The following is a 22,935-nucleotide window of genomic DNA, read 5'->3' as shown; positions in this document are numbered from 1 at the left end:
CGGTACAGACGCTTGCTTAGCCAGACGCTTCACTCAGCCAATGTCGGCCAGAGTGGTCGCGAATTCTGTGGTGGGTGGTACGGGAGGCGCAACATTACCACAATCGACGCCCTGTTTTGCAATCCCTGTCACCCGGCAGGCCCGACAATTGACCAGACCGGACATCCGCAGGGCGCCTCCTTCCCATCCGCTCCTTCTTCTTCCTTCTCTTCCCCCCTGCTCTCGTCTCAGCGCCTTGTCGAAAGAGGTCGCACAAGACCGAGGCGATGCCTGGCTCACAACCAGCCACGCTCGGCGAAGGAGATCACCTCGCCGTCCCCCACCACGAAGTGATCCAGCACCCGGATATCGAAAAGTCCCAACGCCTCTTCCAGGCGCTGGGTGATACGACGATCGGCATCACTGGGCTCCGCCACTCCGGAGGGATGGTTGTGGGCGAGTATCAAGGCACCCGCGTTGAGCGCCAGCGCCCGCTTGACCACTTCACGCGGATAGACGGCAGCAGCATCCAGCGTGCCGGTGAAGAGTGTCTCGAAGCGAATGACGCGATGCTGACTATCCAGGAAGAGTGCGGCGAAGACCTCATGTGGCAGATCACGCAGATGAGAGGAGAGATAGCGCCGTACCAGCAGCGGTGAGGTCAATGCCGCGCCGCGCATCAACAGGCTTTCCAGGTGTCGACGGGACAGCTCCAGCGACGCCTGCAACTGTACATACTTGGCATCTCCCAGGCCTCGCGCGGCACAGAAATCCTGCTGACTGGCTTCCAGCAGTGGGCGCAGCCCGCCGAAGGTGGTCAACAGATCGCGCGCCAGGTCCACCGCCGAACGCCCCTTGATTCCCACTCGCAGGAAGATTGCCAGCAACTCGGCATCTGACAGCGCAGCAGCCCCCGATGACAGAAGCTTCTCACGGGGCCGCTCCCCGATTGGCCACTCCCTGATGCCCATGCACACTCTCCTCTCGTGACAGTGATGCTGACATCCGGCGCGCCACGAGAGTGGCCATGCCTGCCTCAGGGCAGGCCCACCGACACGCCAAGGAGCATGACGCGACATCAGCATTTGGACTGAGAAGCGTGGTCTTCGCCCGTCACTGCCGCCAGCGTCACTCTCAACGCTTGCATGCCTGGCGCGCTTTCTGGCTGGCTGAGCCTTCCTGGCTCGCGGCTCGTCGTACCGCGACAGGTCAGTGTCCGCACCCGCGACAGACGGCGTGCCCGGCCAGCGACGCTACGCAAGGTTGCATCACGGTGATATGGTAGAGGCGAACGCGAGAGCTTTGACATTGACGGATCAGGGATGCAGGACACCATGCACTCACTCGCCGGACGGCGCATTCTGCTGGGCATCAGCGGCGGTATCGCAGCGTACAAGGCGGCGCTCATCACTCGTCTGCTGAAAAAGGCCGGGTGCGAGGTACGCGTCGCCATGACCGAAGGTGCCCAGGCCTTCATCACGCCGTTGACCCTGCAGGCGCTGTCGGGCAATCCCGTGCATACCTCGCTGCTCGATCCTGAGGCAGAGGCCGGCATGGGACATATCGAGCTGGCGCGTTGGGCGGAGGTCATTCTCATCGCCCCCGCCACTGCCGACCTCATGGCCCGCCTGGCCCATGGCCGTGCCGATGATCTGATCACTACCCTGTGCCTGGCCAACAACGCACGCTGGGTCGTGGCCCCGGCGATGAATCAGGCGATGTGGGCGCACCCTGCCACCCAGCGCAACGCCCGGCAGCTCAGTGCCGATGGCTGGACGCTGCTCGGCCCGGCCAGCGGCGAACAGGCGTGCGGCGACGTGGGAGCCGGGCGCATGCTCGAGCCAGAGGAGATCGTCGCCGGTCTGAGCGAGCTGCTCGATGAGGGCGAGCCGGCACCATTGCCGGCGGCGGGCCTGACCATCACCATCACCGCCGGTCCGACCCGGGAAGCGCTGGATCCGGTGCGCTATCTGAGCAATCACAGCTCCGGAAAGATGGGGTATGCCCTGGCCAGCGAAGCCGCGGCACTGGGCGCAAGAGTTCGCCTGATCAGTGGGCCTGTCGCCCTGCCCACACCGCCTGGCGTCGAGCGCATCGATGTCGAGTCAGCCTTGCAGATGCAAGGCGCTGCCGAAGCGGCGCTGCAGGATAGCCAGGTCTTCATCGGCTGCGCCGCCGTCGCCGACTTCCGACCTGCCGCTGTCGCCGAGCACAAGCTCAAGAAGCAGGTCGGCGAAGAACAGATGCAGGTCCATCTGATCCGCAATCCCGATATCATTGCCGGCATTGCCGAGCAGAGTCAGGCGCGGCGCGCCAACGGACAGCCCGCTCCGCTGGTGGTCGGCTTCGCCGCCGAGACTCGCGATGTCCTTCGCTATGCCCGCGACAAGCTGACACGCAAGCGTCTCGACATGATCGTGGCCAATGACGTCAGCACCCCGGGACTGGGGTTCGGCAGTGACAGCAATGCCGCCACCCTGGTGTGGCGACACCCCGGCCAGGCAAATGACAGACTGCATGAACAGGCCATCGCAGCCTGTCCCAAGATTGCGCTGGCGCGTGCGATTCTCGAGCGCGCACTGGCACTGCATCAAGACGGCGCCCTCCATGGTGCCGCCAATTTGAACATGGCGACCTCCGCCATCGATGACCAGGAAACACCTTAGATGACCCGCCCCCGGCTCGAACTCAAGATCCTCGACGAGCGCGTTCGCGATTACCCGCTACCCCACCATGCGACTCCCGGCAGTGCCGGCATGGACCTGCGCGCACTGCTGGATGCCCCGCTGACACTGGCCCCGGGCGCCTGTGAGCTGGTGCGTACCGGCCTGGCGATCCATATCGCCGACCCCGCGCTGGCCGGCATGATCCTGCCGCGCTCCGGCCTGGGGCATAAACACGGCATCGTGCTGGGCAATCTGGTCGGTCTGATCGATTCCGACTACCAGGGCGAACTGATGATCTCGGTCTGGAACCGCGGCGACAGCGAGTTCGTGCTGGAACCCGGTGAGCGACTGGCACAGTACGTGCTAGTCCCGGTAGTACAAGCCGAACTGGTCGAGGTCACGGAATTCGAGACCAGCCAGCGCGGTGAAGGCGGCTTTGGCCATTCTGGTCGTCATTGACGGGTCGTCACTGACAGCGCATTGCAGACGACTCGCCACCGAAACCCGACAGCGCTCCGTGACAGACGGAACCGCTTGCTAGCCGCACCCGTCGGCATGCCGCGATAGTGTTCGCACGGCATGCCGACCATGACTTCTCACGATTGATTCAACCGACAGGGATGCACCATGAGTCAGGTACCCGCTTCAATTTTTCGCGCCTACGACATCCGTGGCATCGTGGATGAGACCCTCACCGAAGACGGCGTGCGCGCCATCGGCCAATCCATCGGTAGCGAAGCCGCGGCACGCGGTGAGTCCACCGTCGTGGTCGCCCGCGATGGTCGCCTCTCCGGCCCGCGCCTGTCCAAGGCGCTGATTGCCGGCCTGCGCGATGCCGGCCGTGATGTCATCGACATCGGCATGGTGCCGACCCCGGTGCTCTACTACGCCACCAATATCCTGGAAGGCACCCGCTCCGGCGTAATGCTGACCGGCAGCCACAACCCGGCCAACTACAACGGTCTGAAGATCGTGCTGGCGGGTGAGACCCTGTCCGGCGACACCATCACCGACCTTTATCGCCGCCTGCAGGAAGGCGATCTGGCGCAAGGCGAAGGTAGCCTGCGTGAAGAAGACGTGCGCGAACGCTACCTGGATCAGATTACCGGCGACGTGGTCGTCAAGCGTCCGCTCAAGGCAGTGGTCGATTGCGGCAATGGCGTGGCTGGTGAGCTGGGCCCGGAGCTGATCCGTCGCCTCGGCGTCGAGACCATCCCGCTGTTCGAGGAGATCGATGGCAACTTCCCGAACCATCACCCGGACCCGGGCAAACCGGAAAACCTGCAGGACCTGATCAGAACCATGCAGGAAACCGGCGCGGACATCGGTCTGGCCTTCGATGGCGACGGCGATCGCCTCGGCGTCGTCACGCCCAAGGGCGAGATCCTGTATCCCGACCGTCTGATGATGGCACTGTCGGAAGACCTCATTGAACGTGTACCGGGCGCGCGCATCATCTTCGACGTCAAGTGCACCGGCAACCTGGCCACCGTGATCGAGAAGGCGGGAGGCACACCGGAAATGTGGCGCACCGGCCACTCCCTGATCAAGGCGCGCATGAAGGAAACCGGCGCGGCCCTGGCCGGCGAGATGAGCGGCCACATCTTCTTCAAGGAGCGTTGGTTCGGCTTCGACGATGGCCTCTACGGCGCGGCGCGTCTGCTGGAAATCCTCGCCAAGCAGGATGTCGATGCCGACACCTTCTTCGCACGCTATCCGCAGGATCTGGGCACCCCCGAAATCAACGTGGAAGTGACCGATGAGACCAAGTTCGCTATCGTCGAGCGACTGGCCAGCGAAGGTGACTTCGGTGACGACGGCGTGAAGACCACGCTGGATGGCATTCGCGTCGACTACGCCGACGGCTGGGGCCTGTGCCGCGCCTCCAACACCACACCGGTGCTGGTACTGCGCTTCGAAGGCAAGTCAGAGGCGGCGCTGGAGCGCATCAAGGACAGCTTCCGTGCCGCACTGAAGCAGGCCGAGCCAAGCATCACCGCCCCATTCTGATCGAGGCGTTCTGATCGGCCCGGACAGGCGATCAACGACCGGCGCGGCAGCAGGATGATCGCCGTGCCGGTCCGCTGACTCCCCGGCCCGGGTGACTCTTTCCCATGGCAGCGCCGGTTGCCATCACCTCTTTCCATGACGTGGTGCGCGCAGGCGTAACGCAAGTGATAGTCTCGAGTGACAGTGTCCGAACTCTCCTTTCGGACCCAATTTCTGTGGAGTGATACGTTGATGAGCCACGCCAACCGCGACCCGCACCAGGTGGTCGAGGTCCTGTCCGAAGCCCTGCCCTATATCCAGCAGTTCTCGGGCAAGACCGTGGTGGTCAAATACGGCGGCAACGCCATGACCGAAGATACCTTGATCGACTCCTTTGCCCGCGACATGGTGCTGATGAAGGAAGTCGGCATCAACCCGGTGGTCGTGCACGGTGGCGGCCCTCAGATCGGCGCCCTGCTCAAGAAGCTGAACATCGAATCACGCTTCGTCGACGGCATGCGCGTGACCGACTCAGAGACCATGGATGTGGTCGAGATGGTACTGGGCGGCCTGGTCAACAAGGGCATCGTCAATCTGATCAACCAGTGCGGCGGCAAGGCCATCGGCGTCACCGGCAAGGACAGCGGCCAGATTCGCGCGCGCCAGCTCAAGGTCACCCGCCACATGCCGGGCATGAATGCCTCGGAAATCATCGATATCGGTCACGTCGGTGAAGTCGAGCATGTCTCGACGGATCTGATCGAGCTGCTGACCCGCAATGACTTCATTCCGGTGATCGCGCCGATCGGCGTCGACGATGAGGGACGCAGCTACAATATCAATGCCGACCTGGTCGCCGGCAAGGTCGCAGAAGCGCTGGGGGCGGAGAAGCTGATGCTGCTGACCAACGTCGCCGGCCTTCTGAACGCCGAGGGCGAAGTCATGACGGGGCTGACCACCGAAGCGGTGGATGGACTCATCGAGGACGGCACCATCTATGGCGGCATGCTGCCCAAGATCAGCTGCGCGCTGGATGCCGTCAAGCAGGGCGTGCGCAGTGCACACATCATCGATGGTCGCGTACCGCATGCCACCCTGCTGGAAATCTTCACCAATGCCGGTGTCGGCACCTTGATCAGCAATGCTGATCCGGACACCTCCAAGGCATGAAGAGCATAAAGCCGGGGCCAGACTTCCGGTGATTCGCGCGAGGCCAGCGACACGCCTCAGGACACGGACCCGCCCGCAGCACATCGCTGCAGGCCGCGAGAAATGACAAGATTCCATGACGCAGGCGAATCCAAAACAATCACGTCGCGAACAGATCCTCCAGGCACTTGCCTTGATGCTGGAAGAGGACAGCGGCAAACGTATCACCACCGCGGCATTGGCACGTCAGGTCGGCGTCTCCGAGGCTGCACTCTATCGTCACTTCCCCAGCAAGGCGCGCATGTTCGAAGGGCTGATCGAGTTCATCGAGAGCACCCTGTTCGAGCGCATCGCGCTGATTCTGCAGGACAACGATACGGCTCATGCCAGGGTGCACCATATCCTGAGCCTGCTGCTTGGCTTTGCCGAGAAGAATCCCGGACTGTGCCGCCTGCTCAACGGCGATGCCCTGACCGGGGAGACGGCTCGTCTGCGCGTGCGCATGGCGCAGCTGTTCGAACGTCTCGAGACCCAGCTCAAGCAGGTGCTGCGCGAGGCCGAGCCTCGTGAAGGCCTGCGGCCTGCCATTACCGTGACAGCCGCAGCCAATCTCCTGCTGGCCAGTGCCGAAGGCCGCATCGGACAGTATGTCCGCAGCGACTATCGCAAGCGACCCACCGAGCACTGGGAAGAACAGTGGAGACTGTTGAGTCGCGACCTGCTGCTGAGCAGCCAGGAGCGGATTGCCGTCTGACGGCCCTCCGCTTGAGCAAAAGAAAAGCCCCCGCCTCGAAGAGACGGGGGCTTTTTCATGCCACCTTCACGTGCAGACTCAGTTGCCAGGCCCATAGCGCTCGACGATGGCCGTCGCCGTCATCGGGCGTGCCAGCAGGTAGCCCTGATAACTGTCGCAGCGCAATCGCTTGAGCCCCTCGAACTGCGCCTGTGTCTCGACACCTTCCGCCACGATCTCATGCCCCATCGAATGCCCCAGACTGATGATGGCACCTACCAGCTGGATGGCCTGCTCATTGGCTCCCTGCTCGCTGGCCACCTGACCGCCGCGCCCTTGCTCGGACGCATCTTCCGCCAGGGCGTCCATCTTCATCACGAAGCTGCGGTCGACCTTGAGCACATCCAGCGGCAGGGAAGACAGATAGGACAGTGACGAGTATCCCTGCCCGAAGTCATCCAGCGCCACACGCACACCGAGCTCCCGCAGTGCTCTCAGCACGCTGAGCCCACCCTCCATGTCCTGGATCAACAGGGTCTCCGTGACCTCGACCTCTAAGCGCGTCGGCGCGAGATTCTGACTCTCGAGCACGCTGATCACTTCATGCTCATAGCCCGAGGTCAGCTGGCGCGCCGAGAGGTTGACGGCCATGCGCGGCATGTAAAGGCCGCTTTCCTGCCAGCGCACCATCTGGGCGCAGGCCTCTTCCAGCACGAAACGCCCCAGCCGGAAGATGAGCCCCGTCTCTTCCGCGAGCGGAATGAACTGGGCCGGAGAAATCATGCCCAGCTCAGGATGCTGCCAGCGCAGCAGCGCCTCGACCCCCAGCAGCTCTCCCGCCGCGTTCAGCTGCGGCTGGTAGTGCAGGAAGAGCTGCTGGCGCTCGATGGCCTGACGCAGGTCCTGCTCCAGCGTCATGCGCGAGGCGACATGCTTGTCCAGCGAGGACTCCCAGCGCAGGGCATGATCGCCACGCGACTTGGCATGATAGAGCGCCACGTCCGCATTGAGCATCAACGCCTGGGCGTCACCATCTGCCTCGGCCAGGGAGTAGCCGGCCGTCAGGCTGATGATCAAGGGACGCCCAAGAATCGTGAAGGGGCGCTCCAGCTTCTGCTGGACATCGGCCACGATCTGCTCGGCTTGCTCGCCGACCTGAGGGAAGTAGAGGCCGAACTCATCCGCCCCGAGACGCGCGACCAGGCCACCGGGCGGCAGGATGCGCCGCAGGCGCTCACCGATCGAGACCAGCAGCTGATCCCCCGCCTCATGCCCCAGGCCATCATTCACCGTCGAGAAGCGATCGATGTCGGCATAGATCATCACGCCTCCGATCGCGACCCGCTCATCCGCCGCCGCCATGAAGGCCTTGCGGTTGTAGAGCCCCGTCAAGGCATCGTGGCGCGCCAGGTAGTCGAGCTGACGCTCCGACTCCTTGTGGGCGCTGATATCCAGCAGCAGGCCTTCCCAGTAACGTACACCCTCCTCTCCCTCGATCATCACGCTGCGGTCCAGCACCCAGCGCTCGTGATCCGCGACGATTCTGAACACCTGTTCATGACGCATCTGAGCGCACATCGCCCAGTGACGCGCCGACGCGACGGACGGGCGATCCTCGGGATGGATCAGCTCGTTGAGGGTGATGCCGGCCCCGACCAGAGACTCGGCTGAACGGCCGAACAATTCCGCGGCACCACTGCTGATGAAGGTCAGCGTGCCGGTGTTGACCTCGATGCGATACACCACACCGGGCAGGTTATCCATCAAGGTCACCAGAGTACGCGAGCGCGCCGCCATCGATTCAAGCTCGCCCTCCAGCTCATCGTGGCGCTCACTGCGTTGCCGCTCGGCACGCGCGATCATCACGCCAAGCACCACCAGGAAGATGCCCCCCAGCAGCAGACCGAACCAGATACGCTGCCACCAGACCCACCACAGGCTCGAGACGGGCTGACTGACGACACTGAACAGCTTGAGTGGTGCGATAAAACTGCCCGCCGCCATGCGCGGACGGCCATCAAAGCCGTCCACGTGATAGCGCCGCACGCCACGCTCGGAGATGTACTTGCCCATGTTGGCCAGCGTCGGCAACGGCAACTTTCCCGTCACCCCCAGCGCGTGCTCCTGGGGGCTGGAAAACAGCAGCAGTCCGTTGGTCGAGAACAGGCGCAGGCGCTGCCCGTCATCCGCCCCCGGATTGGCCAGCAGACTTCTGGACTCCGAGAAATCCAGGCACCCGATCAGCAGCCACGCCTTGTCCTCGAGCTGCATATGGCGATAGAAAGGCAAGCCGGGCTGTCCGGACCCGAGAGGCAGTGCCGAACCGAACAACAGATTGCTTCTGCCGGGCAGGGATTGCGCCTCGGCCTGCGAGAGCTGCCACTTGCAGCTGCGCCCGACACCGATCTGATTGAGACTGCTGCCACGATAATCGGCGAACGGCACCATCATCAGGGAGACCAGCGCCGGATGACGCCCCAGCGCACTCTCGAGCGAGCCTCTCCACTGCCTTGGTGTCTCCTCGTGCAACACACGCTCGAGCACCATCATCTCGCGGGCGACATCCGCCACGAGCTGTTCAGTCGAGATGTGCAGTTGCGTATCGAGCGCTTCGAGGCGTTGCATCTCCTGTTCGCGGACATCAAACCATTGTCCCGCCAGAAACAGCCCGCCCAACACCACCAGCAAAGCGACATTGATGCCAAGGATGCGCCACAGTGAATGTGTGCCTGGTTGACGCGAGGTAATCGGGTCCACATAGCCACCAATGAGGAAGGGAAATGACCGCTTAGCGTAGTGCAACAGAATGAAACATTCTGTTGCACGATACAACTGTCTACTGCCATAGCCGGTCGTTTCACTGTCCCTCAACGACAGAAGCCCCGCCGGAACACCGGCGGGGCTTCATCTACTGCGGGAAGTCAGCGAGGGAGTGTCAGGCAGCGAACCCTTCGCTCATGTCACCCATCGATTCACGCAGCTTCTTCATGGCGTTCTTTTCCAGCTGACGGATACGTTCTGCCGAGACACTGTAGATGTCTGCCAGCTCGTGCAACGTCGCCTTGTTGTCGCTCAACCAGCGCTGCTGGAGGATATCGCGCGAACGCTCATCCAGTGCTGCCAGTGCCTTGAGCAGACGCCCGTGGGAGTCATCTTCCAGATCCTGCTGCTCGACCTGAGCCGCCGGATCGAGACTGTGGTCCTCGAGATAATTGACCGGCGCCTGGTAAGCGGAGCTCTCGTCATCACTGGGACCCGCATCGAAGCCGGCATCGTGTGCCGAGAGACGACTTTCCATCTCGCGTACCACCGATGGCTTGACGTCCAGGTCGCCTGCGATGGCGTCCACTTCTTCATTGTTCAGCCATGCCAGACGCTTCTTGGCACCGCGAAGATTGAAGAACAGCTTGCGCTGGGCCTTGGTGGTCGCGACTTTCACGATGCGCCAGTTGCGCAGCACGAACTCGTGAATCTCGGCCTTGATCCAATGCACGGCAAAGGACACGAGGCGAACGCCCTGATGGGGATCAAAGCGCTTGACCGCTTTCATCAGGCCGACATTGCCTTCCTGGATCAGGTCCGCCTGCTGCAAGCCATAGCCGCTGTAGCTGCGCGCGATATGTACCACGAAACGCAGGTGCGACATGACGAGTCGACGGGCCGACTCCAGATGATTCTCTTCATGCAACCGCAGGGCAAGCTCATGCTCCTCTTCAGCAGTAAGCACAGCGATACGGTTCACCGACTGGATATAGCCGTTTAGATCTTGACCCGGTGACAGGTGGCCAAGTGGCTGAAGACTGGTGCTCATAATGCAGATGTCTCCATGGTTGCCTAACACGCATGCAAGTAGTGAGACTGTGAAGGTTGCGACAGGTTCCCGTCAATAGCTGTACATGACGTGTACAATTGTCATGACGAGTAGCGCTTCGTAACACCAGCGGGTGTGCGGTACGTTTAACCACCCACCAGCCCCTTCACTGACGCCCGGCGCAATTGTTTCCGGAGCGTAACTGATTACCTTTCTGGAGGGGAACACTGGCGGAAAACCGCGAAAAAAGATCGGCATCAGCGCGGAGAAATACTCGCCAGATGACGTCCGACCGCGATCCAGGCCCCCAACCAACCCAGTATTGTACTCGAAAACAGCAGCGTGGTACCCCCTGTGATGCCCAGTGCGGGCAACACATAGTTGCCGCCATAACTTTGTACAAGAGCCGTCACGGGTGCCGCCAACCAGTTACCGCCAAGCGCCAGAATGCCACACGCCAGCAACCCGCCGCCCAGGCCATACCAGGCACCGCTATAAAGGAAGGGACGCCGCACGAAGGCGTGGGTCGCACCGATCAGGGTCACGACCTCGATCTCCTGCCGGCGGCTCTCCACCGACAGCCGGATGGTATTGCCTACCACCAGCAGCACCCCCAGTCCGAAGAGTAGCGCAAGTCCCAGCGTCACTTTCTGACCCAGCTCACTCAATTGACGCAGACGCTCCAGCCACGCCAGATCCAGCCGTGCACTCTCGACGCCCGGCTCGCCCTCGAGGCGTGCGGCGAGATCGCGGACGGATTCCGGCGAGGTATCCAGCGGCGTGATGACGATGCTGGCCGGCAAGGGGTTGTCGTCCAGCAGGCTCAGTGAGCGCTTGAGATCGAGTGCCTGGGCGAATTCCTGCATGCCCTCGGCGGCAGTGATCAGACGTACGCCTCCGACGCCCGGGGCGCCGCGCAGCGAGTCCGACAGCGTCAGTGCCTGGCTCTCGTCGACCGACGTCTCGAGATAGAGGGTGAGCTGAGCGCTGTCATTGAGCTCATTGTCCAGCAGGCGCGCGCTGTCCAGCGCCAGCCACAGCGCGGCAGGCAGTGTCAGCGCGATGGCGATCGCCAGCATGGTCAGCAGGCTGGCGACCGGAGTGACCAGCAGACGGCGTGCGCTGTCACGCGCCATGGCGCCATGATGACGCAGCCAGCTGCGATAGCGACTCTCGACGGAAATCCGGCTGGAGCGCGCGCCCTTGCGCGCCTGACGCTCGACAGACTCCGTGGATTCGACAGCGTCCGAGGCGGCCTTGGCGGCACGACCTCTTCCCGCTTGGCGCTTGTCGGACGAGGACTCGTGGTGAGTGCGGGGAGGGCTCATCGGGCCTCCTTGTCGGCAATCAGGCGACCGTCGGAAAGCTCCAGCGTGCGATGGTGCAGACGCGCGATCAGCGCCAGATCATGACTGGCGATCATCACCGTGGTACCGATGCGATTGAAGTCCTCGAACAGACGCATGATATCGGTCGAGAGTTTCGGGTCCAGGTTGCCGGTCGGCTCATCCGCCAGCAGCAAGGCTGGCTTGTTGACCACCGCACGCGCGATGCCCACGCGCTGCTGCTCCCCCCCGGAGAGTTCGATGGGCAGCGCCTTCTCGCGATGCAGCAGGCCCACCTTGTCGAGAGCGGCACGCACGCGACGCGCCTGCTCGCGCGGCGTGACCCCCTGGATCATCAGGGGCAGCGCCACGTTGTGGAAGATGTTGCGATCGCTCAGCAGCTGATGGTCCTGAAAGACCACACCGATCTGGCGGCGGTAGTAAGGCACCTGCGAGGCATGCAGGCGTCCGATATCGTGCCCGGCCACCAGGATACGGCCACGCGAGGGACGCTCGAGGAGCATGATCAGCTTGAGCAATGAGCTCTTCCCTGCCCCGGAATGCCCGGTCAGGAACGCCATCTCGCCACGCTCGATGCGAAAATCGAGCCCGGCGAGTGCATCGAAGCGCCCTCCATAGCGCTTGCCCACATGCTCGAAGGCAATCATGCCTCGCGTGTCTCCGCGCCATCCGCCGGACGTGCATCCTCTTCCTCTCCGGCACGCGCGAACAGGGCGTTGACGAAATCGTCCGCCGCGAAGGGCCGCAGATCATCCACTCCCTCCCCGACGCCGATGTAGCGAATCGGCAGATTGAGCTGCTTGGCCAGCGCGAAGATGATGCCACCCTTGGCGGTACCATCCAGCTTGGTCAGTGTCAGGCCGGTGATGTTGACCGCTTCATGGAAGGTGGAGGCCTGTGACAGCGCGTTCTGACCGGTACCGGCATCCAGCACCAGCATCACTTCATGGGGCGCGGCGACGTCCAGCTTGGCCATCACGCGCTGCACCTTCTTGAGCTCTTCCATCAGGTGGCTCTTGTTGTGCAGACGGCCCGCGGTATCGGCGATCAGGATATCGACGTTACGCGCCTTGGCGGCTTCCAGGGCGTCATAGATGACCGAGGCGCTGTCAGCACCGGTGTGCTGCGCGATGACCGGCACCTTGTTGCGCTCGCCCCAGACCTTGAGCTGTTCCACCGCTGCGGCACGGAAGGTATCGCCCGCCGCCAGCATCACGCTGCGGCCCTGGCTCTGGTAGCGCTTGGCCAGCTTGCCGATGGTGGTGGTCTTGCCGACCCCGTTGACCCCGATCATCAGGATCACGAAGGGGCCATCGCCCTTGGCCGGCAGCTCGAGATCCTTCGCGACCGGCGCCAGCATCACGCGCAGCTCTTCCTGCAGCGCTTCGTAGAGCGCCTGCGGCTCCTTCAATTCCTTGCGCGAGATACGCGCGGTCAGGTTGTCGATGATCTCGGTGGTGGCCTCGATGCCCACATCTGCCATCAGCAGCTGGGTCTCGAGGTCTTCCATCAGCTCATCGTCGATCTGCTTCTTGCCGAGGAACAGACTGGCGACACCCTCGGTCAGGTTGGCGCGCGTCTTGCCTAGACCTGCCTTGATGCGCGCGAAGAAGCCACGACGCGGCTTCTCACGTCCATCGCGCGCCGTATCGCGGGCATCCTCATCGTCCACCGTGGCATCAGCCTCCACCACGGCGACTTCGGCAGCACGGGCCTCTTCTTCCAGGCGAGCCTGCTCCAGCGCGGCCTGTTCTTCGGCCTCGATGGCGGCCAGCTGCGCGGCAGCCAGGCGCTCTTCTTCTTCGCGGGCGGTGAGGCGCTCAGCTTCAGCCTTCTCAGCTTCAACTCGGGCGGCTTCCTCGGCGGCGAGGCGCTCGGCTTCGGCCTTCTCAGCTGCCGCCTTCTCAGCCTCGACGCGGGCGGCTTCCTCGGCGGCGAGACGCTCGGCTTCGGCTTTCTCAGCTGCCGCCTTTTCAGCCTCGACACGGGCGGCTTCCTCGGCGGCGAGACGCTCGGCTTCGGCTTTCTCAGCTGCCGCCTTCTCAGCCTCGACACGGGCAGCTTCCTCGGCGGCCAGGCGCTCGGCTTCCGCTTTTTCGGCCTCTAGCCGGGCTGCCTGCTCGGCAGTGTCCTGCTTGCCGGAGTCCTGCTCGTGGGCCGTGGCATCTTGTGTCTGTTCAAGAGCCTGTTGCTCGAGGGCCTGCTGCTCGGAGGCTTGCTGCTCCTGAGCCTTGTGTTTCTTGCGCTTGAAAAAACCGAACATGGCGAGACAGTCCTGAACTCGTGAAAGTGGCGTCATCCTACCATCCCTTCAGGCCTTAAGGTACGCACCACGCGGCATCCGGCGTCGCACATGCTAGACTCGCGGCATGAAAAAACGCGCACCTCACAAAGGCCCCGCACGGGGCAAATCCTCAGCCCCCTCGCGCTCTGGCAAGGCAGGGCCAGCGGGGCGTCTGCGAATCATCGGCGGACGTTTCAAGCGCCGCCTGCTGACCGTGATCGAGGCGCCCGGCCTGCGGCCGACGCCAGACCGCGTTCGCGAGACACTCTACAACTGGCTCGGCTTTCATGTCGGTGGCGCAAGAGTACTGGATCTGTTCGCCGGCAGCGGCGCACTGGGACTCGAGGCGCTGTCACGGGAGGCAGCCCAGGTCACCTTCGTGGAACGCGAGAGCCGTGTCGCTCGGGCGCTGGCCGACAACATCACGACCCTGAGCAATGAAGGCCAGCTGCCGGCGACGGTCATCACCGCCGACGTGATCCACTGGCTACAGAGCGGCACCCCGCCCGAGGAGGGCGTGGATCTGGTCCTGCTCGACCCGCCCTTCCGGCTCGGACTCGCCGCCGAGAGCTGCGAGCTGCTCGAGTCGCGGGGCTGGTTGAAGGATGGCGCCATGATCTATCTGGAAGTCGAGGCGGAGCTGACGCCTCAGGTCCCCGCCAACTGGCAGCTGCATCGCGAGAGTCGCGCCGGCGACAGTCACGGACGCCTCTATCGACGCCAGCAACCGGCCTGAGCACCTTTCGCGCTTGTGTCGATAAAGGCAGCATCGTAGTCTGCCTGCAGGCGGGTATCGCTGCGCCGTTCCGGCAGGGACTGCCGGGGTGGCCGATCTTCATCGCACCAGCATTCACCGCATACTTTTACCGCCCTCAACGAACACCCTCGAGCCCTTGGGGCCCGACAAGGAGATAGCATGAGCACTGAACTCTTTACCCAGCTTGAGCAGAAAGTCGGCCAGGCGATCGACTCCATCGAGATGCTGAAGATGGAAGTCGATGAGCTGAAGGAAGAAAACCAGCGTCTGAGCGACGCCAAGCAAGGCCAGGGCGAGGAACTGGAGCAGCTGCGTCAGACCAATGCGCGCCTGCAGGAAGAGCGCGACCAGTGGGCTAGCCGTCTGGAAGGCCTGATCGCCCGCTTCAACGAGAACGAGAGCGAGACCCAGAGCGCCTGATCACTCTGGCCTTGCACGACAACGCCGCCGACAGTCTCCTGTCGGCGGCGTTGTCGTCTCTGTCAGCAGTCGCTTGCGATGTGCCCCAAAAGGCCAGCCTTTGAAGAGACGTCCTGCCGGCACCTCACTCCAGTGACAGCGACATCAGCAGCGCATCTTCGCGAGTTCCCGAGGGCGCAGGAGGCAAGGCAGGGTAGTAGCCTCGCCGCACGCCATCCACATGGAATCCGGCATGCGCATAGAGCGCACGCGCCGCGTCATTGCCTGCGCGCACCTCCAGCAACAGGCGCTCCAGCCCCGTGGCATGATGCCATTGTCTGGCGCGCTCGATCGCCGCCTGCAACAGGGCCCGCCCGATACCCTGACCGCGCAGGTCAGCATGCACGGTGATCGCCTCGATCTCGGCCTCGAAAGGGCCGCGCGCCAGTACCACGAATCCCGCCAACCGCTCAGACGTGGCTGGCGCATGCCAGCCAAGAATGCAGCGTGAGGCATCGCTGAGCACATCCGCCAGCTGGCATCTGGAGAGCCCATGCGCCTGGGTGCTCTCGATGGCCTGCAATGCCGCCAGCGTCGCATCGTCCAGCACCAGCTTGCGCACCGCGCCCGTCTCGCCGTCAGCCCCGCTCATGACGACGTGCCTTCCGTCATCCCGCGGGACCACGCCTTTCCCCAGCGAATCAGCAGCGGCCACAGCTGGCGCTTGGCATCACTGGAGCGCGCCAGCGTGGCAAGCTCGGGCCCCTGCCAGACGGGAATGTCCAGCAGACTTGAGGTTTCGGCGTCTCCCGAGGAGGAGGTGATGCCCAGCACCTCACGCAGGGTCGCGCAGTCTTCGCGATTGCCGAAGATCAGGACCCGCTCGGGCTGCCAATCACGGCGTGCGGGGCCATTCAGGAAGGCCCGCAATCCCTCCCGTGCCTCATCCAGCGGTGCACTGGCCTTGAGGTTCGCGAGCAATGGCCAGCGGAAGTGACTGAACGTCAGGTCTGTCGTCGGCGTGATGCCTGCCGCCCGCCACAATGCCTTCAGCAACGCCTCGCCTTCCAGATGCGGCGCCTCATCACCGGGCAACATGACCAACCAGCGTCCGTCGAGTGCTGCCAGCTGTACGCTGAATCGCAGCGGCGGCTGGTCGGCCGGAGGCGTGGCCTGCGCCTCGACCACTGTCTCCGTCGTCGCCTGAGCAGGTGGCGTTCCCCAGGAGGCCGTGCTGCTTGACTCGTCCCCCGTCGCCTCGCGGGTCTGCACGGCCGTGGCCACGGAGGCCTCGGCCGGCGCCATGCCCAGGAGGGCGCGCGCACTGGCGGCGGGCGACGGTCCCGGTGCTCGCGCAGGAGCCGGCTCCGCCTGCGGCGAGCTCACCGTCGGTTGCGGCGCCTCTTCAATCAGCGCATGCAGACGTGCCTGAGGTGCCACCGGCTCAGCCACCACCGGCTCTGGCCATTCACAGGCCTCGGTGGGCAGCGCATTGGGCAGCTGATAGCGACCGACCCAGGCGGTCAGGCCCATGGCGTCCAGGTATTGCAGGCGTTGCGGTTCAGAGGTCATGGTCAGTGCTTGCCACCGCCCAGGCAGTTGGGGGATTCGGGAATCTCACCGCCGCGCGCCGTCCATTGCTGCGGGGTATACAGATGCAACGCCAGCGCGTGGACGGGGCCGGCGAGCTCTTCATCCAGCAGGGCGTACAACAGCTGGTGACGCTTGACCGGCATCAGGCCGTCAAAGCGCTCGCTGACCAGCGTGACCTTGAAGTGCGTCTCGGAATTGGCCGGCACGCTATGCATGTGGCTCTCGTTGACGACCTCGACCATCAGCGGGTCGAGCGTCGCTAGCTTGCTTTCTATCCGGGCCTGGACGCTCATGCGCGATCTCCTTGAATGGGGCAGCCGCCGAGCGGATGGACGGCAGGTGAAATGAAACGACATGTCGGGAAAAGGGCGCTCCACGTGACAGGTACCGCGTGGCAGATACCGGGTGACAGACACCAAGGGGAAAGCCGCCACGGGGAAAGCCGCCACAGAACGCAAATGGCCCCGAGCACATTGCCCGAGGCCATTGTAACGCCTGTCGCGCTGACTGACAGCGCCGTCACGTCAACAGACGGCGCACGACGGACTCAATCGAGATCCGCCAGCAGCTCGTCGTCCACTTCGCAGACTTCCAGCGGCGCCTCGTCATCCAGGTCAACGGCCAGGTAGCTGTGCTCGACGGTCAGGAAGCGCTCGAACAGCGCCTTGTCCATCGGCTCCGGCCAATGGCGGGTGTCTTCCTCCCAGGCGCGCAGCTCGCTTTCCAGCACGTCCAGCCAGCGCTCGGACACGAAGCCATCCAGCGCTTCGCGAGTGTCCATCTCGGGAATCAGGTAGACGGTACTCTCCTGATTGACATCCTCCAGCGCCAGATCCTCACCTCCCTCACCTTCGGATTCCAGCGAGTTGATCCAGTCGACAAACGCCTGGGTCGGCTTGACGCTCAGGGCGGAACGGTTAAGCAGCTTCATTCTGCACTCTCCAGGACATTCAGGGGACAATTCCCAAGGCAGGACACCGCCATCGTGGGTGGCTCGACACAGCCGGCACACGCTCTCGCACGGTAGACCTCGACGATACTGTCATCAGCTTCAGCACCATGAAACGGCTGACTGACAGGACGCCGACCATTATGGCCGCTCGCAGGCAACAAAGCCAAGCACCGCCTCGCCTCATCCGTGACGATTGCCCCTCGGCCACCGCTCGTCATCAGCCAATGTCGCCCTGCAGAGACCACGACGCCCCCGATTGAGGATCGGAGGCGTCGCAAGTGCCATCAGCGTGGTTCGTCACGATGACTCACCACGGGAGGCGAGCAGCGCGATCAGCCCTGCTGCGGACGCATCGCCGGGAACAGCAGCACATCGCGGATGGAGGCGCTGTCGGTCAGCAGCATCACCAGACGGTCGATGCCGATGCCTTCACCCGCCGTCGGCGGCATGCCGTATTCCAGCGCGCGCACGTAGTCGGCGTCGTAGAACATGGCTTCGTCATCCCCGGCATCCTTCTCGGCCACCTGAGCCTGGAAGCGCTCGGCCTGATCTTCGGCGTCGTTGAGCTCCGAGAAGCCATTGGCGATCTCGCGGCCACCGACGAAGAACTCGAAGCGATCGGTCACGTGCGGGTTGGCATCGTTGCGACGCGCCAGCGGGCTGACTTCGGCCGGGTACTCGGTGATGAAGGTCGGCTGGTCGAGACGGTGCTCGGCGACGGCTTCGAAGATCTCGGTCTCGAGCTTGCCCAGCCCCCAGATCGGCTTGACCTGGATACCGAGACGCTCCGCCGTGGCGCGTGCGGCGTCGTAATCGGCCAGGTCGGCTGCGGTGATGCCATCGCCATACTTGATGATCGACTCGCGCATGGTCATCTGGATGAACGGCTGGCTCAGGTCGTACTCGCTGCCCTGACAGGTGATCTGCGTAGTGCCGAGCACTTCCTGGGCTGCGGTGCGGATCATGTCTTCGGTCAGCGCGATCAGGTCACGGTAGTCCGCATAGGCCCAGTAGAACTCGAGCATGGTGAACTCGGGATTGTGACGCGTCGACAGCCCTTCGTTGCGGAAGTTGCGGTTGATCTCGAACACGCGCTCGAAGCCACCCACCACCAGACGCTTCAGGTACAGCTCCGGGGCGATGCGCAGGTACATTTCCATGTCCAGCGCATTGTGGTGCGTGATGAACGGACGCGCGGTCGCGCCACCCGGGATCTGCTGCAGCATCGGGGTCTCGACTTCCATGAAGCCGCGGTCACTGAGGAAACGACGGATGGAGGCGACGATGCCGGCACGCAGCGCGAAGGTGCGGCGTGACTGCTCGTTCATGATCAGATCGACATAGCGCTGGCGATAGCGCATTTCCTGGTCGGACAGACCATGGAACTTGTCCGGCAGCGGACGCAGGTTCTTGGTCATCAGCTGGGCGCTTTCGATCATGACGTACAGATCGCCCTTGCCGGACTTGTGCACTGGGCCACTGGCACCGACGATGTCGCCGATGTCCCAGCCCTTGATGTCCTCGAGCAGCGCTTCCGGCAGGCCCTTCTTGTCGACATAGAGCTGAATCTGGCCGGAGACTTCCTGCAACACGATGAAGGGGCCACGCTTGCGCATGATGCGCCCGGCGACGGCGGCCTTGCGGTCCAGCGTCTCCAGCTCGGCCTTGTCCTTCTCGCCCAGCTCCGCCTGCAGGTCAGCGGCGAGACTGTCACGACGGAAGTCATTCGGGAAGGCGCTCTTGCCTTCGGCGGCGGCCTGCTCACGGCGGGCACTCAGCTTGGCGCGACGTTCGGCGATCAGGCGATTCTCTTCCTGAGCCTGTTCGGCGGCCTGCTGCTCATCAATGGCGGGGGTCTGCTCTGTCGACATGGAGGGGCCTGTCTCGTATCAAAGGGTCATGGCCAAAGCCACGACAGATCAAGATCAGCCTGGGGATAGCGCATCAGGACTGATCGCGATTCGGGAATTCGTGGCCTCCGCCGGCGATACCGGCGGAGGCGAATGGGCGCTGGTTCGCGAGTCTCCTCGCGATCAGAGCCCCATCTTGAGGCTGGCGACGATGAAGTCATCGAGATCGCCGTCGAGCACCTTGTCACAGTTGCTCGACTGGACACCGGTCCGCAGGTCCTTGATGCGCTGGTCATCGAGGACGTAGGAGCGGATCTGGCTGCCCCAACCGATGTCGGACTTGGAGTCCTCGAGTTCCTGCTTGGCGGCGTTGCGCTTCTGCATCTCGGCTTCGTAGATACGCGCCTTCAGCATCTTCATGGCGCGGTCACGGTTGGAGTGCTGGCTGCGCTCGGTCTGGCAGGCCGCCACGATCCCTGTCGGGATGTGGGTGATACGTACCGCGGAGTCGGTGGTGTTGACGTGCTGACCACCGGCACCGGAGGAGCGATAGGTATCGGTGCGCAGATCGGCCGGATTGATGTCGATCTCGATGTTGTCATCGATTTCCGGCGACACGAACACGGACGCGAACGAGGTGTGACGACGGCCGCCGGAGTCGAAGGGACTCTTGCGCACCAGACGGTGCACACCCAGCTCGGTGCGCAGCCAACCGAAGGCATAGTCGCCCTCGATGTGAATGGTGGCGGACTTGATGCCCGCGACTTCACCGGCACTCGCCTCGACGATCTCGGTCTTGAAGCCGTGATGCTCGGCCCAGCGCAGGTACATGCGCAGCAGCATGTTGCCCCAGTCCTGAGCTTCGGTACCACCGGAGCCGGCCTGGATGTCGAGGTAGGCGTTGTTGGCATCCATGTCACCGGAGAACATCCGGCGGAACTCGAGCTTCTCGAGACTGGCCTTGAGCTGATCCAGCTCGCGGACGACTTCGTCCACGGTGCCTTCATCCTCTTCCTCGACCGCCATCTCCAGCAGGTCAGCGCAGTCGGACAGGCCGTTGCTCATGTCGTCGAGGGTCTTGACGACCAGCTCCAGCGACGCACGCTCCTTGCCGAGTTTCTGCGCGTATTCCGGGTCATTCCAGACATCCGGATTCTCGAGTTCGCGAGTGACTTCCTCTAGCCGATCCTGCTTTTCGGCATAGTCAAAGATACCCCCTCAGGACTTCTGCCCTTTCGGACAGGTCCTTGATGAGGTTGGTGATCGGATTGATCTCTTGCATGGTCGTCCTGTCTTGAGGCGATGATGCGTGAATGGGGCGCGACAGCCCTGTCGAAGGGGACAGCCTGCGAGACGTTGTCCACTGGACACCTGCGCAGATCGACAGCGCGCGAAGCCCGATATTGTAGCCATTTCCCGGCGTGGCGACCATGCCCGCCCCATCATCCGTGGCCAGGTGGCCGAAGGACGCTCTCGGGTATCCGTCACGCTGCCCGCCAGCCGGCAGCTGCCTGCCTTCCATGCGACTGCGACCAAAGTCATTCAAACGGCTGTCAGCCCCGGAACGCCCGATTTTCCGTGCCTTGCATGGCGATCATCGAATGCATGCATGAGCTATCCATTTTTTAACATGGACAGCAGGCAGGAAAAGACTCGATGGTAGAAGGCATCACTCGTATTCCCCCTAACAACAATAGCGAGCCTCCCTACCATGGCACTACTGCACTCCTCGTCTCATGCGCCGGCCCTCCCCAAGCGCTTCGCGCTCAAGCGACTGGCAAGCTCTCTGCTGCTGGCCGGGAGCATCGCCGCTTCCCCGGGCCTCATGGCCGATACGCTCAAGCTGGCGATCATGGGGGAGCCGGCCTCGCTGGACCCGCAGCAGATCTCCGGCACCTGGGAAAATGACGTGGTGGGCGATCTCTTCGAGGGGCTGGTCACCGAAGCCGCCGATGGCGAGCGCATCCCCGGCGCGGCCGAGTCATGGCAGATTTCCGATGACGGCAAGACCTATACCTTCACGCTGCGCCAGGACGGCAAATGGTCAGACGGTGAGCCGGTGACCGCCGAGGACTTCGTGTACGCGCTCAAGCGCATCATGACACCCGAGAACGCCTCGGATTACGCCTACATCCTGTATCCGATCAAGAATGCCAAGGCCATCAACAGCGGCGAGGCCGAGCCGGATACCCTCGGCGTGCGAGCCGTGGATGACCACACTCTCGAGATCACCCTCGAGCGCCCGACGCCCTACTTCCTGGACCAGCTGTCGCATTACACCGCCTACCCGCTGCCGAAACATGTGGTGGAGAAGTACGGCAAGGACTGGACCGACCCGGGCAAGATGGTCTCCAACGGCGCCTTCGAGCTGAGCGAGTGGCAGCCGCAGACCCGCATCGTCGCGCTCAAGAATCCTGAATTCCACGATGCCAAGGAGGTCGCGCTGGATGAGGTGATCTACTACCCCATCGAGGAGCGCAACAGCGCCCTGAAGCGCTTCCGCGCCGGCGAGATCGACATCGCACGCGAATTCCCCACCCAGCAATACGGCTGGCTGAAGGACAACCTGCCGGACGCCACCCACGTCGCGCCCTACCTGGGCATCTACTACTACGTGCTCAATTCACGCGACGGCCATGCCACGACAGACCCGCGGGTGCGCGAGGCGCTCAACCTCTCCATCCGCCGCAGCATCATCACCGACAAGATTCTCGGCACCGGCGAAGTGCCGGCCTACAGCTTCGTGCCCACCGGCGTGAACCACTACGACATCCAGGAGATGCCCTTCAAGGACATGTCGATGGATGAACGCATGCAGAAGGCCAGGTCTCTGATGGAGGACGCCGGCTACGGCCCGGACAACCCGCTGGAGCTGACCCTGCGCTACAACACCAGCGAAGACCACAAGAAGGTGGCCATTGCCGCCGCCGCGATGTGGAAGCCGCTGGGCGTGAAGGTCAATCTGCTGAATGCCGAGGTCGCGGTGCACTACGAGGACATGCGCCAGGGCAAGTTCGATGTCGGTCGCGCCGGCTGGATCGGCGATTACAACGACGCCCAGAACTTCCTCAACCTGCTGGAAACCGGCGTGCCCAACAATTACGGCGCCTATTCCAACAAGGCGCTGGATGACGACATGCAAAAGGCCGCCGATACCCTCGACATGGATGACCGAGAGGCCCTGATGCAGGACGCCGAGCGCAAGGCGCTGGATGACTACGCCGTGTTGCCGATCTACTACTACGTGTCACGCAACCTGGTGAATCCCAAGCTCAGCGGCTGGCAGGGCAACATCGAGGATATCCACCGCTCGCGCTGGGTCTCGTTCTCCGAGTGAGGCGAGCCTGCTGAGCCTCTGACCAGGCTCGCCGCTCTCTCGAATGTCATGGGTTCACGCGGCTGTCCACCAGGGCGGCCGCGTGGCATC

At 63.4% G+C, this 22,935-nt stretch carries 20 protein-coding genes; 8 read left to right on the top strand and 12 right to left on the bottom strand.

Annotation, left to right across the window (positions count from 1 at the left end):
• Positions 1-275 precede the first annotated feature (275 nt).
• Positions 276-950, bottom strand: a complete 675-nt coding sequence (gene radC, locus HXS66_RS11470) for a DNA repair protein RadC (RefSeq protein ID WP_077377769.1) — start codon at positions 948-950, stop codon at positions 276-278.
• A gap of 363 nt (positions 951-1,313) precedes the next feature.
• On the opposite strand from radC, the gene coaBC reads away from it, so the two are divergent.
• From coaBC to slmA, 5 genes are all read left to right on the top strand, one after another.
• Entirely contained in the window at positions 1,314-2,645 is a 1,332-nt protein-coding gene (gene coaBC / locus HXS66_RS11465; RefSeq protein ID WP_176494235.1) for a bifunctional phosphopantothenoylcysteine decarboxylase/phosphopantothenate--cysteine ligase CoaBC, read from the top strand.
• Positions 2,646-3,104, top strand: coding sequence for a dUTP diphosphatase (gene dut / locus HXS66_RS11460; protein WP_136939620.1), 459 nt, complete (start codon positions 2,646-2,648; stop codon positions 3,102-3,104).
• A gap of 168 nt (positions 3,105-3,272) precedes the next feature.
• On the top strand, positions 3,273-4,655 hold the full coding sequence (locus HXS66_RS11455) for a phosphomannomutase/phosphoglucomutase (protein WP_084207806.1): 1,383 nt from the start codon (positions 3,273-3,275) through the stop codon (positions 4,653-4,655).
• A 231-nt stretch (positions 4,656-4,886) separates the two neighbouring features.
• Positions 4,887-5,804, top strand: a complete 918-nt coding sequence (gene argB, locus HXS66_RS11450; protein ID WP_084207805.1) for an acetylglutamate kinase — start codon at positions 4,887-4,889, stop codon at positions 5,802-5,804.
• Positions 5,805-5,919: 115 nt separating this feature from the next.
• Positions 5,920-6,537 carry a nucleoid occlusion factor SlmA gene (gene slmA, locus HXS66_RS11445; protein ID WP_077377757.1) on the top strand — a complete coding sequence of 206 codons (618 nt, stop codon included), beginning with the start codon at positions 5,920-5,922 and terminating at the stop codon, positions 6,535-6,537.
• Between the two features lie 78 nt (positions 6,538-6,615).
• On the opposite strand, the gene HXS66_RS11440 is transcribed toward slmA, so the two are convergent.
• The 5 genes from HXS66_RS11440 to ftsY form a co-directional block, all read right to left on the bottom strand.
• A complete protein-coding gene (locus HXS66_RS11440; protein ID WP_139345486.1) occupies positions 6,616-9,273 on the bottom strand; it encodes a bifunctional diguanylate cyclase/phosphodiesterase in 2,658 nt (885 codons plus the stop codon).
• A 178-nt stretch (positions 9,274-9,451) separates the two neighbouring features.
• Positions 9,452-10,327 carry an RNA polymerase sigma factor RpoH gene (rpoH, locus tag HXS66_RS11435; RefSeq protein ID WP_084207803.1) on the bottom strand — a complete coding sequence of 292 codons (876 nt, stop codon included), beginning with the start codon at positions 10,325-10,327 and terminating at the stop codon, positions 9,452-9,454.
• A gap of 257 nt (positions 10,328-10,584) precedes the next feature.
• Positions 10,585-11,655 carry a permease-like cell division protein FtsX gene (ftsX, locus tag HXS66_RS11430; protein WP_077377751.1) on the bottom strand — a complete coding sequence of 357 codons (1,071 nt, stop codon included), beginning with the start codon at positions 11,653-11,655 and terminating at the stop codon, positions 10,585-10,587.
• Positions 11,652-12,320, bottom strand: a complete 669-nt coding sequence (gene ftsE, locus HXS66_RS11425) for a cell division ATP-binding protein FtsE (RefSeq protein ID WP_077377747.1) — start codon at positions 12,318-12,320, stop codon at positions 11,652-11,654. Before ftsE ends, ftsX begins: the two co-directional genes overlap by 4 nt.
• On the bottom strand, positions 12,317-13,936 hold the full coding sequence (gene ftsY / locus HXS66_RS11420; RefSeq protein ID WP_176503589.1) for a signal recognition particle-docking protein FtsY: 1,620 nt from the start codon (positions 13,934-13,936) through the stop codon (positions 12,317-12,319). The genes ftsE and ftsY overlap by 4 nt, the downstream gene beginning before the upstream one ends.
• Positions 13,937-14,042: 106 nt before the next feature.
• On the opposite strand from ftsY, the gene rsmD reads away from it, so the two are divergent.
• Positions 14,043-14,693, top strand: coding sequence for a 16S rRNA (guanine(966)-N(2))-methyltransferase RsmD (rsmD, locus tag HXS66_RS11415; protein WP_084207800.1), 651 nt, complete (start codon positions 14,043-14,045; stop codon positions 14,691-14,693).
• Between the two features lie 180 nt (positions 14,694-14,873).
• The gene (gene zapB, locus HXS66_RS11410; protein ID WP_176503588.1) at positions 14,874-15,134 is read left to right on the top strand and encodes a cell division protein ZapB; all 261 of its coding nucleotides are present in this window, start codon (positions 14,874-14,876) and stop codon (positions 15,132-15,134) included.
• Between the two features lie 124 nt (positions 15,135-15,258).
• Here the strand turns inward: zapB and HXS66_RS11405 are convergent, their stop codons facing one another.
• From HXS66_RS11405 to prfB, 6 genes are all read right to left on the bottom strand, one after another.
• Positions 15,259-15,765 carry a GNAT family N-acetyltransferase gene (locus tag HXS66_RS11405; RefSeq protein ID WP_176503587.1) on the bottom strand — a complete coding sequence of 169 codons (507 nt, stop codon included), beginning with the start codon at positions 15,763-15,765 and terminating at the stop codon, positions 15,259-15,261.
• A complete protein-coding gene (locus HXS66_RS11400; RefSeq protein WP_176503586.1) occupies positions 15,762-16,685 on the bottom strand; it encodes a hypothetical protein in 924 nt (307 codons plus the stop codon). Before HXS66_RS11400 ends, HXS66_RS11405 begins: the two co-directional genes overlap by 4 nt.
• Positions 16,686-16,687: 2 nt before the next feature.
• Positions 16,688-16,999, bottom strand: coding sequence for a BolA family transcriptional regulator (locus tag HXS66_RS11395; protein ID WP_077377728.1), 312 nt, complete (start codon positions 16,997-16,999; stop codon positions 16,688-16,690).
• A 254-nt stretch (positions 17,000-17,253) separates the two neighbouring features.
• Positions 17,254-17,637 carry a hypothetical protein gene (locus HXS66_RS11390; RefSeq protein ID WP_084207797.1) on the bottom strand — a complete coding sequence of 128 codons (384 nt, stop codon included), beginning with the start codon at positions 17,635-17,637 and terminating at the stop codon, positions 17,254-17,256.
• A 353-nt stretch (positions 17,638-17,990) separates the two neighbouring features.
• A complete protein-coding gene (gene lysS, locus HXS66_RS11385) occupies positions 17,991-19,529 on the bottom strand; it encodes a lysine--tRNA ligase (protein WP_077377722.1) in 1,539 nt (512 codons plus the stop codon).
• 162 nt (positions 19,530-19,691) lie between these two features.
• Positions 19,692-20,790 (bottom strand): peptide chain release factor 2 gene (prfB, locus tag HXS66_RS11380; protein ID WP_103751451.1). Its coding sequence is split into 2 segments (ribosomal slippage): positions 19,692-20,714 and positions 20,716-20,790, totalling 1,098 coding nucleotides; the frame shifts between segments, so codons are not numbered across the junction.
• 429 nt (positions 20,791-21,219) lie between these two features.
• On the opposite strand from prfB, the gene HXS66_RS11375 reads away from it, so the two are divergent.
• On the top strand, positions 21,220-22,845 hold the full coding sequence (locus HXS66_RS11375) for a peptide ABC transporter substrate-binding protein (RefSeq protein WP_176503585.1): 1,626 nt from the start codon (positions 21,220-21,222) through the stop codon (positions 22,843-22,845).
• Positions 22,846-22,935 lie beyond the last annotated feature (90 nt).

The organism is Cobetia sp. 5-11-6-3, assembly GCF_013374055.1.
Lineage (GTDB): Bacteria > Pseudomonadota > Gammaproteobacteria > Pseudomonadales > Halomonadaceae > Cobetia > Cobetia marina.
Note: the sequence above shows the minus strand (reverse complement) of the source record. Positions and strands in the feature narration are given on the sequence as shown.

Coding starts and splice junctions, on each gene's coding strand:
- argB (WP_084207805.1), top strand. CDS start 4,887: ATGAGCCACGCCAACCGCGACCCGCACCAGGTGGTCGAGGTCCTGTCC.
- rpoH (WP_084207803.1), bottom strand. CDS start 10,327: ATGAGCACCAGTCTTCAGCCACTTGGCCACCTGTCACCGGGTCAAGAT.
- ftsY (WP_176503589.1), bottom strand. CDS start 13,936: ATGTTCGGTTTTTTCAAGCGCAAGAAACACAAGGCTCAGGAGCAGCAA.
- HXS66_RS11395 (WP_077377728.1), bottom strand. CDS start 16,999: ATGAGCGTCCAGGCCCGGATAGAAAGCAAGCTAGCGACGCTCGACCCG.
- HXS66_RS11455 (WP_084207806.1), top strand. CDS start 3,273: ATGAGTCAGGTACCCGCTTCAATTTTTCGCGCCTACGACATCCGTGGC.
- dut (WP_136939620.1), top strand. CDS start 2,646: ATGACCCGCCCCCGGCTCGAACTCAAGATCCTCGACGAGCGCGTTCGC.
- slmA (WP_077377757.1), top strand. CDS start 5,920: ATGACGCAGGCGAATCCAAAACAATCACGTCGCGAACAGATCCTCCAG.
- ftsE (WP_077377747.1), bottom strand. CDS start 12,320: ATGATTGCCTTCGAGCATGTGGGCAAGCGCTATGGAGGGCGCTTCGAT.
- lysS (WP_077377722.1), bottom strand. CDS start 19,529: ATGTCGACAGAGCAGACCCCCGCCATTGATGAGCAGCAGGCCGCCGAA.
- HXS66_RS11405 (WP_176503587.1), bottom strand. CDS start 15,765: ATGAGCGGGGCTGACGGCGAGACGGGCGCGGTGCGCAAGCTGGTGCTG.
- HXS66_RS11375 (WP_176503585.1), top strand. CDS start 21,220: ATGGCACTACTGCACTCCTCGTCTCATGCGCCGGCCCTCCCCAAGCGC.
- rsmD (WP_084207800.1), top strand. CDS start 14,043: ATGAAAAAACGCGCACCTCACAAAGGCCCCGCACGGGGCAAATCCTCA.
- coaBC (WP_176494235.1), top strand. CDS start 1,314: ATGCACTCACTCGCCGGACGGCGCATTCTGCTGGGCATCAGCGGCGGT.
- HXS66_RS11390 (WP_084207797.1), bottom strand. CDS start 17,637: ATGAAGCTGCTTAACCGTTCCGCCCTGAGCGTCAAGCCGACCCAGGCG.
- HXS66_RS11400 (WP_176503586.1), bottom strand. CDS start 16,685: ATGACCTCTGAACCGCAACGCCTGCAATACCTGGACGCCATGGGCCTG.
- ftsX (WP_077377751.1), bottom strand. CDS start 11,655: ATGAGCCCTCCCCGCACTCACCACGAGTCCTCGTCCGACAAGCGCCAA.
- radC (WP_077377769.1), bottom strand. CDS start 950: ATGGGCATCAGGGAGTGGCCAATCGGGGAGCGGCCCCGTGAGAAGCTT.
- zapB (WP_176503588.1), top strand. CDS start 14,874: ATGAGCACTGAACTCTTTACCCAGCTTGAGCAGAAAGTCGGCCAGGCG.